The 16,968-nt window shown below is 55.8% G+C and carries 12 protein-coding genes and 1 pseudogene; 8 read left to right on the top strand and 5 right to left on the bottom strand.

Annotated elements, in window-relative coordinates; genetic code table 11:
• The first annotated feature begins 178 nt into the window (after positions 1–178).
• Positions 179–1,675: a glycosyltransferase family 39 protein gene (locus tag AC0TNJ_RS17865; protein ID WP_473771885.1), complete on the top strand. Its 1,497-nt coding sequence runs from the start codon at positions 179–181 to the stop codon at positions 1,673–1,675.
• A gap of 38 nt (positions 1,676–1,713) precedes the next feature.
• Here the strand turns inward: AC0TNJ_RS17865 and AC0TNJ_RS17860 are convergent, their stop codons facing one another.
• Positions 1,714–1,848 carry an entericidin A/B family lipoprotein gene (locus AC0TNJ_RS17860; RefSeq protein ID WP_122000505.1) on the bottom strand — a complete coding sequence of 45 codons (135 nt, stop codon included), beginning with the start codon at positions 1,846–1,848 and terminating at the stop codon, positions 1,714–1,716.
• Between the two features lie 222 nt (positions 1,849–2,070).
• The gene (locus AC0TNJ_RS17855) at positions 2,071–2,991 is read right to left on the bottom strand and encodes a LysR family transcriptional regulator (protein ID WP_473769545.1); all 921 of its coding nucleotides are present in this window, start codon (positions 2,989–2,991) and stop codon (positions 2,071–2,073) included.
• A gap of 157 nt (positions 2,992–3,148) precedes the next feature.
• Between AC0TNJ_RS17855 and AC0TNJ_RS17850 the strand changes: the two genes are divergently transcribed.
• The 3 genes from AC0TNJ_RS17850 to AC0TNJ_RS17840 all read left to right on the top strand — a co-directional run bounded on the left by AC0TNJ_RS17850 (position 3,149) and on the right by AC0TNJ_RS17840 (position 7,577).
• Positions 3,149–3,427, top strand: coding sequence for a DUF1127 domain-containing protein (locus tag AC0TNJ_RS17850; RefSeq protein WP_473771884.1), 279 nt, complete (start codon positions 3,149–3,151; stop codon positions 3,425–3,427).
• A gap of 297 nt (positions 3,428–3,724) precedes the next feature.
• On the top strand, positions 3,725–4,723 hold the full coding sequence (locus AC0TNJ_RS17845) for a GlxA family transcriptional regulator (RefSeq protein WP_473769547.1): 999 nt from the start codon (positions 3,725–3,727) through the stop codon (positions 4,721–4,723).
• Positions 4,724–5,015: 292 nt separating this feature from the next.
• Complete coding sequence (locus AC0TNJ_RS17840) at positions 5,016–7,577, top strand: GcvT family protein (RefSeq protein ID WP_473771883.1); 2,562 nt, start codon at positions 5,016–5,018, stop codon at positions 7,575–7,577.
• On the opposite strand, the pseudogene AC0TNJ_RS17835 reads toward AC0TNJ_RS17840, so the two are convergent.
• The 3 genes and pseudogenes from AC0TNJ_RS17835 to AC0TNJ_RS17825 all read right to left on the bottom strand — a co-directional run.
• A pseudogene (locus AC0TNJ_RS17835) lies at positions 7,576–7,683 on the bottom strand (flagellar basal body P-ring protein FlgI); the annotation flags it as partial. The gene AC0TNJ_RS17840 and the pseudogene AC0TNJ_RS17835 overlap by 2 nt on opposite strands.
• Positions 7,684–7,783: 100 nt before the next feature.
• Positions 7,784–8,074 carry a hypothetical protein gene (locus tag AC0TNJ_RS17830; protein WP_473769549.1) on the bottom strand — a complete coding sequence of 97 codons (291 nt, stop codon included), beginning with the start codon at positions 8,072–8,074 and terminating at the stop codon, positions 7,784–7,786.
• Between the two features lie 120 nt (positions 8,075–8,194).
• A complete protein-coding gene (locus AC0TNJ_RS17825; RefSeq protein ID WP_473771937.1) occupies positions 8,195–10,771 on the bottom strand; it encodes a mechanosensitive ion channel family protein in 2,577 nt (858 codons plus the stop codon).
• A 235-nt stretch (positions 10,772–11,006) separates the two neighbouring features.
• Between AC0TNJ_RS17825 and AC0TNJ_RS17820 the strand changes: the two genes are divergently transcribed.
• The 4 genes from AC0TNJ_RS17820 to AC0TNJ_RS17805 all read left to right on the top strand — a co-directional run bounded on the left by AC0TNJ_RS17820 (position 11,007) and on the right by AC0TNJ_RS17805 (position 16,935).
• Positions 11,007–11,423, top strand: coding sequence for a hypothetical protein (locus AC0TNJ_RS17820; protein WP_473771882.1), 417 nt, complete (start codon positions 11,007–11,009; stop codon positions 11,421–11,423).
• Between the two features lie 108 nt (positions 11,424–11,531).
• Complete coding sequence (gene secD / locus AC0TNJ_RS17815) at positions 11,532–14,066, top strand: protein translocase subunit SecD (RefSeq protein WP_122000497.1); 2,535 nt, start codon at positions 11,532–11,534, stop codon at positions 14,064–14,066.
• Between the two features lie 77 nt (positions 14,067–14,143).
• Complete coding sequence (gene ybaL / locus AC0TNJ_RS17810) at positions 14,144–15,988, top strand: YbaL family putative K(+) efflux transporter (protein ID WP_473771881.1); 1,845 nt, start codon at positions 14,144–14,146, stop codon at positions 15,986–15,988.
• Entirely contained in the window at positions 15,988–16,935 is a 948-nt protein-coding gene (locus AC0TNJ_RS17805) for a lysylphosphatidylglycerol synthase domain-containing protein (protein WP_122000495.1), read from the top strand. The genes ybaL and AC0TNJ_RS17805 overlap by 1 nt, the downstream gene beginning before the upstream one ends.
• The last annotated feature ends 33 nt before the right edge of the window (positions 16,936–16,968 follow it).

Below are 16,968 nucleotides of genomic sequence, written 5' to 3'. Positions count from 1 at the left end.
TTGCCATTGTTGCGCATATAAATTGCCTGAAACGGCCTGCACCCTTTATCTTGTGAGGTTGCGTATTTACACGCCTTTGTTACAAGGCTTTTCGAGCGGCCCAATTGAAATCTGGACATAATCCTGTGAAATGCAGGCTGCTTCCAGTGGAATCCGCACAGACAATTTATTCAAGGCAATGCATTTGACCGCGCAACGATCAGCTACCGTTGTTTCCACCGCCGACAGAAAGCTTTTCGGCCTGCCTTTAGCTGTGGTTTTCGTGCTGTGCTATTTCGCCTTCCAAGCCGTTCTCGTCACTATCGTTTCCAACGGCGCTGGCCTTGATGACGCCGAACAACTGGCCAATATCGGCTATCTTGACTGGGGCTATGGCGGATCGCAACCTCCGCTTTATACATGGATTACCAATCTGGCAGCATCAGTGTTGGGCACATCGATGCTCACCCTCCAGATCGTGAAATTCAGTATTCTAGCGAGCCTTTTCCTGAGCGTTTATGGCGCCATGAGGTTGCTTGGCTTCACGCGCATCATCGCTTCAGCCAGCATGCTCGGGCTGTTTCTCATTCCGCAAATCGGATGGGAATCCCAGCGCGCCCTCACGCATTCTGTTGCAGGCACCGCTGGTTGCGGCTGGGCTTTCCTGGCCTTTGCCTGGCATATGCGCGCGCGGCGTGCCGGCTCTGCCGCCGCCCTTGGCGCGGCTATGGCTGCCGCGCTTCTCGGCAAGTTCAATGCCTCGTTCTTCCTGATCATGTTGATCGTGACAGGACTTCTCATTCCCGAATATCGCCGGATACTGTTGTCCAAGCTCAGCTTCGTCACGATCCTGACATTTGCGATCTGCTTTGGACCCACCGCACTCTGGATGCTTGCCCATAAATCCAGCGTCATGGCGCGTGCCGGAAAATTTGAGATCGGTGCTTCCGGCAATATTCTCTTCGATCGGCTGATGGGGGTCGAAAGCCTGATAGAAGCGGCATTTCTGTTTTCCATCCTTGCGCTCGCAATAGCAGGCATCATCGCGCTCATTCACTGGAAAAAGCGCGCCGCCGCATCCGCCCCGCTGACCCCTGGCGAACAATTCATGCGCCTCCTGATCCTGGTAGGGCTGGGAATTGTTCTGGTTGGCGTCGTCGCTACCGGCGCCAATAATGTGAAAGATCGGTGGCTCCAGCCCGTTCTGTTCCTCACTCCAGCACTGATGGCGAGCCTTATGGCACGTTATCGGATCGGAAACAGGGCTGTGCTCGACTATGCCGTCGTCGGCGCAGTCGTGGCGCTCATCGTTCCACCGGTTCTGAGCTACAATCTCACCTACGGCTCCGGCACACCGCCTTACGGCCAGCTCGACTATCGACATCTTTATGAAGAGGTGCAGGCGAAAGGCCCATTCAAAACAATCTTGGCTGACAATCCACAGATATCGGGCAATTTCAAATTATTTGATTCGTCCTTGCGTGTAGTGCATCCTGAAATGCCTAATGCCAAGACGCATTTGACAGCACCCGTTCTAGTGATGTGGTTCGGTGGAACTGAACCCAACGGACACATTACACCTCTATTGCAAGCTACAAACGTCGTAGTGCCTCATGAAGGCATCTACACCACGGACGTCGTATACAAAACCCGGCCAGACGAGCACTTGGCGGTCAGCTATTTTCTGGTGCCATGACCGAAAGGCCCGGGATACACCTGGGCCATTCGTTCTCTTTATTCCACAGTTTCCTGAACCGCATGGGCAGTGTTCTTTACGTCGCGGCCAACGCCGCGAACGGTATTTGCGCAGGACGCAAGCGTAAATGCGCAGAGAACGATAGCAACAGGGACAAGTCGGGTCAGCTTCATCACAGTCTCTCCAATGGGATGCGCGTTTCTGCCCTTTTTGAAAAAGCAGGCGCATAGAGTTCCAGGTCCACTCAAAGCAGTTATGCTTCCGCCACATGCTGGGCCTTGCCCGGCATCTGGCGGTGAAGCCGATTCACTCGGCTGTCACGGAAGAAATTTAGCGCAGCGTTTTTCCCTGGCAAGAGAAGGAATTAGCCCATCCCCATAAGCTGCAATTTGCCGTCAGCAGGAGCGGAACGTCTCGAAGCGACCGGAGCGACGATAGGCTTCGAAAACATTCCGCAGATGGTCGGCAACAACCTGAATGTGCGGACCGGCTTCCGGCTTTACCACCATGCCTAGCTGATAACGCCCCAGAGCAGGCAGACCATGTTCCGGCCCGAGCGCTACGATCCCGTCATTCAAAAGTGTCTTACCGAATGGCGCTATCGCGAGGTCAGCCATGATCGCGGCCCGCTGCCCGGTCGAGTGCGAACTCATATAAGCGATCCGATAAGGACGCCCGCTGCTTTCAAGCGCTTCGAGCGCATTGCCCCGCCAGGCGCAGCCCTCTTCCCATATGGAGAGCGGCAAAGGGTCCCGGCGATAAGCCGTACCACACTTGGCGCCAGCCCATACCAGTTCCTCGTCCAGCAGAACTTCCACATCGCCTTTGTTGGGCACCGTGTGGGAAATATTGATCAGCGTCACATCCAGTCGGCGCTCATCCAGCCGCTTGCGCAGGTTGCTGCTTTGGTCGATCACCACATCGACCGTTACCCCCGGATGGCTTTCAGAAAAACGCTTCAACACGAGGGGCAGGACACATTCGCCAATATCGTCCGGCGAGCCCAGCCGGACCACGCCCGTAACCGTCGGCGCAACAAACTTTGATACGGCCTCCCGATTGAGAGCCAGAAGACGGCGCGCATATCCAAGCAGAATCTCGCCATCGCTCGTTAGCGTGACCGAGCGCGCATCCCGATCGAAAACCGCAACACCGAGCTGCTCTTCCAGTTTCTTGATTTGCATCGATACGGCTGAAGGCGTGCGGAACACGGCATTTGCAGCAGATGAAAAACTTCCCGTATCGGCAATCGCCACAAAAGTGCGCAGCACATCAATATCAAGCATTGGAAGGGGATGTTGAACGGGCGCTGTCATGACGGACTCCGTTTCCGTGCTGAATGTTCAAATTTTCTGATCTTAAACCTTTCTATATTTCGTTTGATTGAACGTCAAGTGGAATACATATTCAGGACACCAACAAGCGAGCTGCAGCGAACGCATCAACCGGACTTCCTGAATGAGGAGAAAGAAAATGACCGTTCAATGCCAATCCGCTTCCAGTGGCAAGGCGACGACCGTTCGCTCCATGCCAACCTGGACCGTTATGAATGGGCCCTCATGGCTTCTGGAGCTTCGCTCCAAAATACAGAAGCAACTACAAATCTGGGCTTATGAAGGTCGCGTGAGGCGCAGCCGCCGGGTACTGGAATCGTTGCCCGAGCACATTTTGCACGATATTGGCTGGCCTAACGTGGATGATCGTCTGCCCGGCATTCCAAGAAACCAGGGCGAATTCCAGCGCAGAAACTGAAATCGAATTGAGGGCGATCATGCGATCCGCCCTCAATTTCGCGACATGAAAACACCTTTTAGCGGCAGGCATTTAGCCGCACTTTGCAACCTAGCCGTTCTGTGTCTCAATATAACCCTATCTTGTTTGCGTCATCATCGTCCCCCTGCAAATCCGGGCTGACGCGACAAGATCGCCGGTCTGAAAGCGACCGGATAAAACCGGGCCCAAAAACGACCCGGAGTCGTGACGGAGACACAAGGCTTCAACTGCGTCGGGAACCGCAGGCGAAGCTTTCGAGAATGGGAACGATAGGGCATGATTCAGGCTTCATCGGTTAAGCGGTCTATTGTCTTTTTTCTTGTTCCAAATTTTTCGATGATTGCTTTCGCAACGGCCATAGAGCCATTACGCATAGCAAATCGAATGCTGGGCTATGACGCCTATCAGTGGCGCCTGACATCGGTGGATGGAAAACCGGTAACGGCCTCCAACGGTGTGGAATGCGCGGTCAACGCTTCACTGGAAGATGAGCGCCGCTATCTCCAGCGCGAACAGCGGCCTTCCATGGTTTTTGTCTGCTCGGGGGTCTATGTCGAAGAGTTTCGGAACAAATCCGTCTTCGCATGGCTGCGCGAAGAATATAATCGCGGCGTGGCGGTCGGCGGACTATGCACCGGCGCACATATATTGGCGGCCGCCGGGCTTCTGTCGGGAAAGCGCTGCGCCATCCACTGGGAAAACCTGCCGGGCTTCGCGGAAGCATTCCCAAAGGCTGAGGTCTATGCCGATCTCTTCGAAGTCGACAGCAATCTCTACACCTGTGCGGGCGGCACGGCTTCTCTCGACATGATGCTGAAGCTCATCGGCGATGATTTCGACGCCAATCTGGTCAACAAGATCTGCGAACAGGCCCTGACGGACCGTGTCCGCAGCCCTCAGGATCGCCAGCGCCTGCCGCTACGCGCCCGCCTCGGCATCCAGAACTCGAAGGTACTGACCATTATAGAGATGATGGAAGCCAATCTTTCGGAGCCGCAGGCGCTGATCAATGTCGCCCACACGATAGGCCTGTCTCGCCGGCAGGTGGAACGTCTTTTCCGTCAGGAAATGGGCCGGTCTCCCGCACGCTATTATCTGGAAATCCGGCTCGACCGAGCGCGCCATCTCCTGCTGCAATCGTCCATGCCTGTTGTGGAGGTGGCCGTTGCGTGCGGCTTCGTCTCGGCGTCGCATTTTTCCAAATGCTACCGAGAACTATATGGACGCTCGCCGCAACAGGAGCGCGCCGAGCGCAAAATGCTCATCGCTGCTTGAGGCCAATATCGCGAAAGGATGGGTTGCAGTTTCAATGGCGCGCCCCATCCTGTCAGCTTTCAAAAGAAAATCAAAATCATACAGGCATTTCTGGAATCAGTTCACCAGGTCGAACTGTCTATTGACCTTCGATTGAAGGCATGTCGCGAACAGAATAGTTCACGTTCGATCCTCAGGGATTTCCGGAAGCTGCAATGCAGTCGTCTGCCGCTTCGAATATGTCGTATAAAGGCAAATGTCGCGACCGGCCAACGACTATGGTTTTGTGAAATACCAACCAGGATCGCATAAAATGGCAGAGTTTCCTAAGAAGGCGAAAGTTGTGATTGTCGGGCTTGGCGGCATCGTCGGCGCCTCGGTTGCACATCATCTGATCGAGCGTGGCTGGGACGATATCGTCGGCATCGACAAGTCCGGCATTCCGACCGATATCGGTTCCACAGCCCATGCTTCCGATTTCTGCTATGCGACGAGTCACGATTTTCTATCGTGCTGGACGACGCTTTATTCCATCGACTTCTATGAAAAGATGGGCCACTACGCCCGCGTCGGTGGTATCGAGGTGGCGCGCGTCGGCGACGATGCGCGCATGGACGAAATCAAGCGCAAGGTAGCGTCGGGCAAGGCTTTCGGCACCCGCGCGCGCCTGATGGAGCCAGCAGAGATCAAGGAAAAATTCCCGCTGATCGAAGAAAGCATGGTGCAGGGCGGACTGTGGGACCCGGATGCGGGCCTCGTCATCCCGCGCTCGCAGACCGTTGCCGGCAAGCTGATTGATCAGGCAGAAGCCGCTGGCAAGCTCAAGAGTTTCGCCAATACACCAGCCCAGTCGCTGGTCGTCGAAAATGGCCGCATCAAGGGCGTCGTCACCCATCGTGGTACCATCGAAGCCGACTATGTCATTATCTGCGCCGGGCTTTGGGGCCGCCTTATCGCCGAAATGGTCGGCGAAGACCTGCCAGTGATGCCGATCGACCATCCGCTGACATTCTTCGGCCCCTATAACGAGTTCGAGGGAACCGGCAAGGAAATCGGCTGGCCGCTCCTGCGCGACCAAGGCAATTCCGCCTACATGCGCGACACGGGTGATCCGAAGACCGCCGAAGGTGGCCAGATCGAATGGGGTTACTACGAGGAAACCAATCCTCGCCTGTGCCATCCGCGCGATCTTCTGGAAAAGCACGAAGCGCGCCTGTCGCCTTCACAGCGCGACCTCGAAATGGAGCAGATTCTGGAACCGCTCGAACGGGCAATCGAACTGACGCCCATTTTGGGTGAGCTTGGCTACAATGAAAGCCACTCCTTCAATGGCTTCCTGCAGGTCACAACCGATGGCGGCCCTTCAATGGGCGAAAGCCAGAAGGTGCGCGGCCTCTGGTATGCGGTGGCCATATGGGTGAAGGACGGCCCCGGCATGGGCAAGCTCATCGCCGACTGGATGACGGACGGGCGGACTTCCATTGATCATCACGCCATCGATTATTCCCGTTTTTATCCGCACCAGATGACGGAACAGTTCATCTGGGACCGCTGCACTGAAACCGCGATGAAGGTTTATAATCCGGCGGTTCACCCACGCGAGCCTTTCTCAAAGGGCCGTAATATTCGCCGCTCACCATTCTATGAACGCGAAGTCGAACTCGGCGGCTATTTCATGGAGCTGGGCGGCTGGGAACGCGCCCATGGCTATGCCGCCAACGAGCACCTGCTGGAGAAATACGGCGACCGTGTGCCTGTACGCGAAAACGAGTGGGACAACCGCCATTTCTGGCGCGTCTCCAATGCCGAGCATCTCGAACTGACCGAAAATTGCGGCATCATCAATCTCTCGCACTTTGCGATGTATGACATCGAAGGCCCCGACCATGTCGAACTGATGGAGTGGCTCTGCGCGGCTAAGATCGGCGGCGACGCCAATATCGGCAAGGGCATCTATACCCACTTCCTTGACGACGAAGGAATGGTGCGAGCCGACTTCACGGCAATCCGCATGGCTGACCGCATTCGCATGATCAATGGCGCCGATGCGGGCCCACGCGATTTCCACTATATGCGTCGTGTGGCCGAAGATAAGGGTTTCGATGTCACGATCACCGATGTGACGGAGAAATACGTTACCATCGGCATCTGGGGGCCGAATGCGCGCGAAAATCTGAAAAAGGTTGTCGAGAATCCTGAAGGCCTCGACGCGGAAAACTTCCCGTTTGCAGCGATCAAACCGATCCGGATTGCAGGCAAGGACGTTACCGCTTTCCGCATTTCCTATGTCGGTGAACAGGGCTGGGAACTGCATATGCGCTATGACGACGGTCTCGCCGTCTGGGATGCGCTTCGCTCCACCGGCGTGATCGCGGTCGGCGTCGAGACCTATGCCAACACGCGTCGCATGGAAAAGAGCCTGCGACTGCAAAATGCCGACCTCCTGACCGAGTACAATCTTCTGGAAGCAGACCTTGCCCGTCCCAAGGTCAAGGAGGCCGATTTCCGCGGTAAGGCAAAGCACGTGGAATATCGTGCCCGCGAGCATCAGCCTGCCATGCTTTGCACGCTGGTCATGACCGACAATATCGATAAGAAAGGCGTGGCCCGTTACCCAGTCGGCATCATGCCTGTACAGGACCCTGACACGGGAGAAACACTTGTCGATGAGCTTGGCCGCCGGTCTTTCACGACGTCCGTCGCTTATGGTCCGACCATCGGCAAGAACATTGCCCTCGCTTATCTGCCCTGGGCTTATTGTCAGGAAGGCCGCAAACTGAACGTGGAATATTTCGGCGAGACTTATCCAGTTGAGGTGCGCTCTATCGGCTATAAACCGCTCTACGACCCGGAAAACTTGAAGCCCCGCAGCTAAGAGCCTGAATCAAAAAGCGGCAGGCCGAGGCGAAAATGGCAATTTTCGAGTACCGGAGCGCTGTGTACTTATCGTACATAAGCACCGGAATGCAGAAAATTGCCATTTGCAGACCGGCAGGGCGAGTTTTGGAACAGGCTCTAAACACTCTGTAAAAAAGCCGAGGTCTCAATCGCCTCGGCTTTTTGCAGTACAGAATGAAATTGTTATTTCAACGTAGCCTTGCCACCGCTGATCGTGATCTTTTCATCACCGGTCAATGCTTCGCGGTCGCCATTGGGAAAGGTCACGAAGCAGCCCGAAGCGCAGAAATCCACTGTCTCGCCGGGCGCGACGATCATTTCGCGCTTGGAAGCACCTTCGGTGACTACAATCGTCTGAGGACCGCTATCATTGTTGGAAATCTGGGCGGCATAGGCACTCCCAGTCGAGACCGCAAAACCAATGGCTGCACCGAGAACAAGCTTGCCTAAGCTGTTGACCTGATTTCTGTTCATATCGTCCCGACCTTTCCATCGCTCCCGCAGCGATATGTCCGATGTCGTCTGAGCCTTATTGCCCTTTGTCATCCCGTTTATAAACAGACAAAACTGAACTGTAACTGAACGAAATGTTCATCAAGCCCGGTCGTCTGCATCTTCCTTGTTATCCGCCTTGTCTGCACTTGCCTTTTTCTTTTTGTCGGTAGACGAAAGTTCCCTTTCCTTCTGCATCAGGTCTGAAAGCTTTTCGATCTCTGGAACGCTCAGCACCAAATCGGTCGAAGACGAAGACAGGTGTACCCCTTCTTCATGGAAACGCTCGACAATCTGGAAGCGGAGCTCATTCTTGATACCGCCAGTGGACGTGATGTCAGCAACATGGGCGTAAACGTCAAAAACCATCGTTGAATCATTCATGCTTTGGAACGAAACAGATGGCTCGGGATTCTTCAGGATCGATGGATGGCCGCGAACGATTTCGAGCAGCAATGCATGGACGCGGCGCGGCTCTGCCGTGTAGGCGGCCTGCACATTGATGTCGATCCGCCCAAGCTTGTTGCGATGGGTCCAGTTGCCAACGTTGCCGTTGATAAGCGTTGAATTGGGCACGATGATCGACTGTTTCTGGAAGGTTTCCACTTCGGTCGCACGCACGCTGATCTTCTTGACGATACCGCTGACTGTGCCAGCCTCCACCCAGTCGCCAACCTTGAACGGACGCTCGGCAAGGAGGATCAGGCCGGAAACAAAGTTCTGAACGATATTCTGAAGACCAAAACCGATACCGAGAGACAGACCGCCGGCGATGAGAGCCAGGTTCGACATATTGAACCCGGCTGCCGATATGCCCACCAGAGCGGCAAGGCAAAGCCCGACATAACCTATGACCGTGCGGATCGAATTGCGCACGCCGGAATCCACACGTCCGCGCGCCATGACGCTGGTGTCGAGCCAGTTCTGGAACCAGCGCGTCAACAGATAGCCAACCACGAACAATAGGACACCGGTCAGCAGGCCCATAAGGGAGACCGAAATATTGCCGATCTGGAAGCCGGTCATGAGCTGGTAGAATGTGCTTTTCAGTTCAGCCCACTGGAAACCGAGCTGCATCAGAACAAGCGGAATGCCGATCAAGGCCACGACGAGATTGATGAGTATCCCCGCCACAAGTCCAAGCTGGTCGAGCGTCGCGTCGTCGAAATGAAAACGCTCCCGCATGGCCTTGCCGATCTGGCTGGATGCAAAAGCTTGTTCCTCGGAAATCGCGCGCCCGGTCAGGAAACCCATATACATCGTGACGAGGAATGCGCCTGTCACCACAATCTGCTGCGATATGAAGCGCGCCAGACCGATATAGCCGAAAAGCGCGGCCAGAATAGGCAAAAGCCCCAATATGATGAGGAATGTTCTGAAAGCACGCGGCCATGACCGGATGGCGCCGTCCCTTTCGCGCTCGACGGGCTTCAGGAATGCAATCGCCAGAATGAGAACACCGACCATCACCGTGGCCAGCAGGCTTTTCGCCATCGTCAGCGACAGCGGTGACGACAAAATCTGGTTGACCTTTCCGAAGAAGGAATCGAGACCGCTGGTCAATGCGGTCCCCGTTATCAGCCAGCCCAATACCCGTCCCGGGCGTGGTGCAACCGGAACCAAGCGCCACTGCGGCATATCCGAACTGATACACGCGGACGCCAGTCGGTGAATGAAGAAGACAAGCCCCAGCACAAGAAAAAGCGACTGAAAAAGAGCCGCAATGTCTGTTCTCAGGACATTGAAATAATTCAGGAAAAAGTAAGTCGTAGCCAGAAATACGCCAACGGCCGCTGACGGTATCACGGTAGACCAGAACGCCACCGAAAGACGGCTTAGATAGGATGGCGTTTCCACCGTCGGGTCACGTTGATAAAGGGTTCCGAGAATGCGCCTTGCACCAAGCTGGATGACCAGCGCGGCCACAAACGCAAAAAAAGCGGCGGCGAGAAAAGAATTGAGCTTGAAGGTGCTGACGAAGCGCCACCATGATTGAACGATGCGCCAGAGAGAAACCATCTGATTGCTGGCGGCGGAAGCGACCTCCGTGCCGAGCGTCGTATCGAGGTTCACGCGCTGAGAAAGTGTCTTCGCAAAAAGATCCCGGCGCATATCCCCGATTTTGGCGGACATCTGATTGACGGAAAGCGAAGTATCTTCCGTCTCGCCGACAATCGCATTGATTTCCGCTTTTTCGGAAGTCAGCCGCGCACGCTCTTCGCTGACGATTGCCGGTTCCGGCGGCTGATCGCCGGAGGGTGCCGGGCCTAGTTGTTCGAGGCGCGTATTTATTTCCGCAAGACGCGGACGAAATGCAACACCCGCCTCCAGAAGCTTCTTTGAAAGAGAGTCCAGCTTGAGCTTGAGATTGGCAAGAGATTCATCATTCGATGCTGCTTTCGGAAGCTGATCGCTGATCTGCTTCGTCTGTTGCTTCAGATCGTTGATGACCGGCCTTTGCTGTTGAACGACGCCGGAAACGGGTGCCGGGGCTGGCTGATCAGTGGCAGCCGGCGCCTGCTGATTGGCGCTGCCTTGCGGCGGCGTTGACTGTGTCGCTGGCGGCGGCGACGGCTTATTGTCCTGCGCAAAGGCGGGCGCAATGCCGCCCAGCGTCCAGCCGCTGATTAGAAGAGAAAATGCAAGAACACGAAGGGTCGGTGAATATGCCAATTCAATTCTGCCGTTAAACAAGACATGGTTTCAACATAAAGCGCCCTAAAACGGTTGCAAGGCATAGGCTGCTTACAAGATTTCAGAATGCGCGAGAAGCGGATCAATAGCGTATGAGACGAGCCTTGATGCCAGTATTTCCTTGTTCGTGCGAACACAAATGATTAATGAGGATTCGCAATGAGTGTGAAAAGCTGGCTCAACTCCACGGATAGACTCTAAAGAAAGTCTTGGCGATTTGATGAAGGGCATGAAAAACACGGAACAGCACAAACGGCATGGTTTCATGCTGTTCGTGACGTGCGTTCTGTCGTTTACCGCTTTTCTCTTTGCCGTCGATTTTTCAACACTCGATGACGATGCGGCTCGCGGGCACTCCGGCGGCATTGTGGCAAGGCAGGTCGAGGGTAATCCATCAGCGCCTGTTCGCCAGCAATCCACCCCCTCCCCGCAACCCATACGAGCGATCCTGATCGAAGCCATAGCAGCCAAGATCAAAGTTGCTTATCTCGACAGCTCGGGAGCCGCACTCCCGGTTGCAGCGGCGACCGTTTTTCTTCCAAAGACAGGTTCAGCCGAAGCGGCGCGGAAATTCCAGCGCCTTGCTGTCTTGCAGGGACATTTTGGCTCTGCCCGTGCGCCCCCGAAAAGCGCATAATACGCCATTCTTGATGATTGGCCCTTACCAATCCTAACGCCATTGAAAACAATGCCCGCGCCGCACCTTCGAGTGGCAATTGGGGCTTACCAACCGGAACCTTAATCCATGCGTACTTCGAAATGGGTGGTTGTGCTATATAGCCTGATCGTTGCGATCGGCGTTATCATCGCCTTGCCCAACTTCTTTACCCAAAAGCACCTTGACGCGATGCCGTCCTGGTTCCCCAAGCGCCAGGTCACGCTCGGCCTCGATCTGCGCGGCGGCTCCTATCTCGTGCTTGAAGTCGATGCAGCCAGCCTGAAGAAGGATCGCTTGCGGACTCTGCTCGACGATGCCCGCAGCAAGCTGCGCGCAGAACGCATCCAGCCGCAGTCTATCCGCGCCGTCGGTGATGCTGTTGTCGTGACCATCCCTGATGCCGACCAGCGTTCGAAGGCAGAGACTGCACTGCGCACCCTGATTTCGCAGGTCAACACCAGCGGTTTCGGTACGGCGATCAACGATATTGATGTTGCATCGAACGACAATCAGGTACGCCTGACCCTGACGGAAGCTGGCTTCAACTACCGCCTCGATGCCGCTCTCCAGCAGAGCCTTGAAATCATCCGTCAGCGCGTCGACCAGGTTGGCGTCGCCGAACCTTCCATCCAGCGTGTGGGGTCGGATCGCATCGTCGTTCAGCTCCCCGGCCTCCAGGACCCGGCGCAGCTTCGCCAGCTTCTCGGAAGCACGGCAAAAATGAGCTTCCATATGGTCGCTGACGCCAATCCGAACGATGCGCCGCCTCCCGGCGTAAGCATCATGCCGGATTCCAAAGACCCGAGCATCAAATATCCGATCGAAGATCAGATCGCGCTTTCCGGCGAACGTCTTACCGACGCGCGTGCAGGTTTCGACCAGCGCACTAACGAGCCGATTGTGTCCTTCCGTTTCGATAGTCTCGGCGCACGTCAATTCGCGGACATCACCACAAAGAACGTCAATCGCCCGTTTGCAATTGTCCTCGATGGCAAGGTGCTGAGCGCTCCGGTCATCCGCGAACCGATCACCGGCGGATCGGGTCAGATTTCCGGCAGCTTCACGGTTCAGGACACGGTCGTCCTCTCCGCGCTTCTGCGTGCAGGCGCCCTGCCCGCTCCGCTGACCGTTATCGAAGAACGCACCGTCGGACCGGATCTTGGCGGCGATGCCATCAAGATGGGCTTGATCACCGGCGTCATCGGCTTCGTGCTTGTCGCGGTCTTCATCCAGCTCCTGTACGGGGTCTGGGGAACCATCGCCAATGTCGCGCTTCTGCTCCACACCCTGCTCACCTTCTCGGCCCTGAGCCTTATTGGTGCAACGCTGACATTGCCCGGTATCGCCGGTATCATTCTCGGTATTGGTATCGCGGTTGACGCGAACATTCTCATCAACGAACGTATCCGTGAAGAAACACGGCGGGGCCTCGGAGCCATGGCCGCGCTGGACAAGGGCTTCCATAGCGCCTTCTCCACCATTGTGGATGCGAATGTCACATCGCTGATCTCGACCTTGCTGCTGTTCACCTTCGGCACCGGTCCGGTTCGCGGCTTTGCAATCACCATGATGCTCGGCATCGCGATCTCCATGTTCACGGACGTCACACTCGTTCGCATGGTCATGGCCTGGTATGTTCGCAAGCGTAAGCTGAAGGTGCTCGTTATCGAGCCGCTCCTGAAATTCGTTCCCGAAAAGACGAATATCAGCTTCATGAACGCTCGCTTCGTCGGCATTGGCGTCTCGATCGTCCTGTCCATCCTGTCGATTGGCTTGTTCTTCAAGCCAGGTCTGAATTACGGCATCGACTTCAAGGGCGGCATTCAGGCGGAAATCGTTACGTCACAACCTGCCGATCTGGCACAGCTTCGTGCCAAGCTTGGCTCGCTAGGCCTGGGTGAAGTAGCACTCCAGTCCGCGGGCAGCCCGAATGATGTTCTGATCCGGGTGCAGCGCCAGGATGGTGGCGAAGAAGCGCAGACGGCCGCCGTCAACAAGATGCGCCAGGCCGTAACCGAGCTCGATCCCGGCGTGAAAATCGAGCGGACGGAAGTCGTCGGCCCGAAGGTTTCCGGCGAACTGGCCCGCTCAGGCTTCATCGCCGTTGTCCTTTCGGCGCTCGGTATGCTCATCTATCTGTGGTGGCGTTTCGAATGGTTCTTCGCGATGGGCGCGATCATCACGCTTGTCCTCGACACCACCAAGATGGTTGGCTTTTTCGCGCTGTTCCAGCTCGACTTCAACCTGACCGCCATCGCAGCACTTCTGACTGCTATCGGTTACTCGGTAAACGATAAGGTCGTGGTTTATGACCGCATGCGTGAAAACATGCGCCTTTATAAATCGAAGCCACTGCGCGAGATCGTCGACATGAGTATCAATCAGGTGCTTGTCCGCTGTATTTATACATCGGTGACAACGTTCCTGTGTATGCTCCCGATGGCTATCTGGGGCGGCAGCGCGGTTCATAATTTTGCCGTGCCGATGCTGTTCGGTATCTTCATCGCTACATCGTCGTCGATCTTCATCGCCGCTCCGATTCTGCTTCTGCTGGGCAACTGGTGGCAGCATCGCAAGGAAGCCCATCAGGCAATTGAAGACAGCGCCGCAGCGCAGAAATAACCCGCTTGCCGGGCAAGGTTCAGGCCTTGCCCGGCTCCCACATACAGAATTGAGAAGCCAGAGGGGGAAGGCACCCGATGCCCCATGACACGCCTTTGATAGCGACAATCGTCATCGGGTTATGCCTTGCCTTCATTTTCGGTGCGATAGCCACCCGTCTGAAAACCTCCCCCCTCGTCGGCTATCTTCTAGCTGGTGTCATCGCCGGTCCCCACACACCCGGTTTCGTTGCAGATCAGGACCTTATTCTGCAACTCGCTGAAATCGGCGTTATCCTGCTGATGTTCGGCGTGGGCTTACATTTTTCCCTCAAAGATCTTCTTTCCGTCAAAGCCATCGCGGTACCCGGCGCACTTGCGCAGATCGCTGCCGCCGCAGCCCTTGGTACCGGTCTCGGCCTCGCACTCGGCTGGGATGTGCAGGCGGGCCTCGTTTTCGGCCTTGCTCTTTCGACGGCTAGTACCGTCGTCCTTCTGCGCGCCATGCAGGAACGCCGCTTGATCGATACCGAACGCGGACGCATCGCTGTCGGCTGGCTGATCGTCGAAGACCTCGCAATGGTCATGGCACTGGTGCTGCTTCCGGCAGTCGCCAGCGTAACGGGCCGCGCAGAAGGGACAGCGGCAAGCGACCCCATCGTTTCATGGCTCGGTCTCGGCATCGGCGGCATCATCCTTCTCACCATTGCCAAGGTCATTCTGTTCGTCGCGCTGATGCTGATTGTCGGCCGCAAGGTCATACCGTGGCTTCTCAATGTCGTGGCTCAAACAGGTTCCCGCGAACTGTTTCGTCTCGGCGTGCTGGCCATTGCGCTGGGCGTGGCTTTCGGCGCTGCACATCTCTTTGGCGTTTCCTTCGCGCTGGGCGCATTCTTCGCGGGTATGGTCATGAGCGAATCCGAGCTCAGCCATCGGGCAGCGGAAGAGTCCCTCCCCCTGCGTGATGCCTTCGCGGTGCTGTTCTTCATTTCTGTCGGCATGCTGTTCGATCCGATGAGCCTTGTCCGCGATCCGCTGCCCCTGCTCGGGACGCTCGCCATTATTCTCGTCGGAAAGTCCGTTGCTGCATTCTTCATCGTGCGCGCTTTCCGTCGTCCGGTCAGCACGGCGCTCACCATTTCGGCAAGCCTTGCGCAAATCGGTGAATTCTCATTCATTCTTGCAGGGTTAGGCGTCAGCCTCAATCTTCTCCCCCCAGCCGGGCGCGATCTCATTCTCGCGGGCGCAATCCTATCGATCTTCCTCAATCCGCTCATGTTCATCGTCGCGGAACGGATGCGGCCATGGATCGAAAAGCGAAGCAAAAGCGAAACCACGCCCGGCGAGAATGCCGATGTCGAGCCCAGCATTTCCGAGCCCGAGCCGTTGCCGCAAACATCGCTGGCCGGACACACGATTGTGGTTGGCTATGGCCAGATTGGCGCGGGTATCGCAGGAGGATTGCAGGCGGAAACTTCACCTTTCCTCGTGATCGAAGATTCGCAGAAAGTCAGCGCATCTTTAAAAGACAAAGGCATTGAAGCGATTACCGGCAATGCTTCGGATTCAGAAATACTGGCGGCAGCCAACCCGTCGGCTGCTCGAAACCTGGTCATCGCGATACCCAACGCTTTTGAGGCCGGTCGTGTGATCGCGCTGGCTCGAGCTGCCAACCCGGAAATCAACATCGTCGTGCGCGCCTGTTCAAAAGCAGAGGCACAATATCTGCATGATCTTGGCGCAAACTCGGTCATTCTGGGAGAAGAAGAGATTGCAGCCGCCATGGCGAAGGCAATCGGAACCGAAATCAAAAAGAACGAGGCCGATACCGTTTCGGAACGCGAAACGCAGAACGGCATAATGGGAATAGTATCGGACGGATCGACCGATATGATGGGCAAAAATGGGGATGATATGAAGCATGAACGCGTGGTGACCGGTTGATGAAAGCAAAGGATTACATCTGGCCGGTCATAGGCATTTGCGCAGTTGGAGTTTCGGCCTGGCTTCTTTATCGCGAACTTCGCAGCATTTCGCTTGAGGATGTTCTGGACAGTCTTTACGCGATCCGGGCCCATCATTGGGTTCTGGCAACAGCGTCAGCACTGCTGGCCTACAGTTCGCTTGCAGGCTATGACCGTATCGCGCTCCTGCACCTCAAACGCAAAATTTCCTGGCTGTTTATCGCGCTCTGTTCCTTCACCACCTATGCTTTGTCGCACAATATCGGCGCTTCAGTCGTCTCAGGCGCTGTGGTGCGCTATCGGGCCTATTCCTCGCAAGGCATGCCCGGCAGTGAAATCGCCGTCCTGATTGCCTTTTGCTCTTTTACCTTCATTCTTGGTGTCATCATAACCTCCAGCGTCGTTCTACTGCTGGAACCGCACATTCTGATGCGTTTCAACGAGGAACTGACGCCGACCGTTTCCATCGTCATCGCCCTTTTGATGCTGGCATTTGTGCTGCTTTATGTCTTCGGCAGTTGGTTACGCTTGCGCCCGCTCCAAATCGGCAGTTTCCGACTGGAATATCCACGTATGTCGGTGGTTGTGCAGCAGCTCATCGTCGCACCGCTGGAATTGATCGGCGCCGCCGGTATCATCTACTTTGCCTTGCCAGAGGCCGGCAATCCCGGTTTCCTCATCATTCTCGGCATTTTCCTGGTCTCGTTCTCTGCGGCACTAATCTCGCACGCTCCAGGTGGACTAGGCGTTCTGGAACTCGTGTTCCTGACCGGCTTGCCGGACATGAATCAAGCTGACGTGCTGGCTGCGCTAATCGTTTTCCGGTTGCTCTATCTCCTCATCCCTTTCGCGATGTCGCTCGTGGTCGTGCTGGTGTTCGAAAAGTCCCAGTTTCTTTTGCGATGGAATGAAAAACAGCGAAAATAGACAGGTCAGACGTGGAGCATAATTTTCACATAA

The organism is Ochrobactrum sp. PL_is483, assembly GCF_055816855.1.
This window is presented reverse-complemented; position numbering and strand designations above follow the sequence as displayed.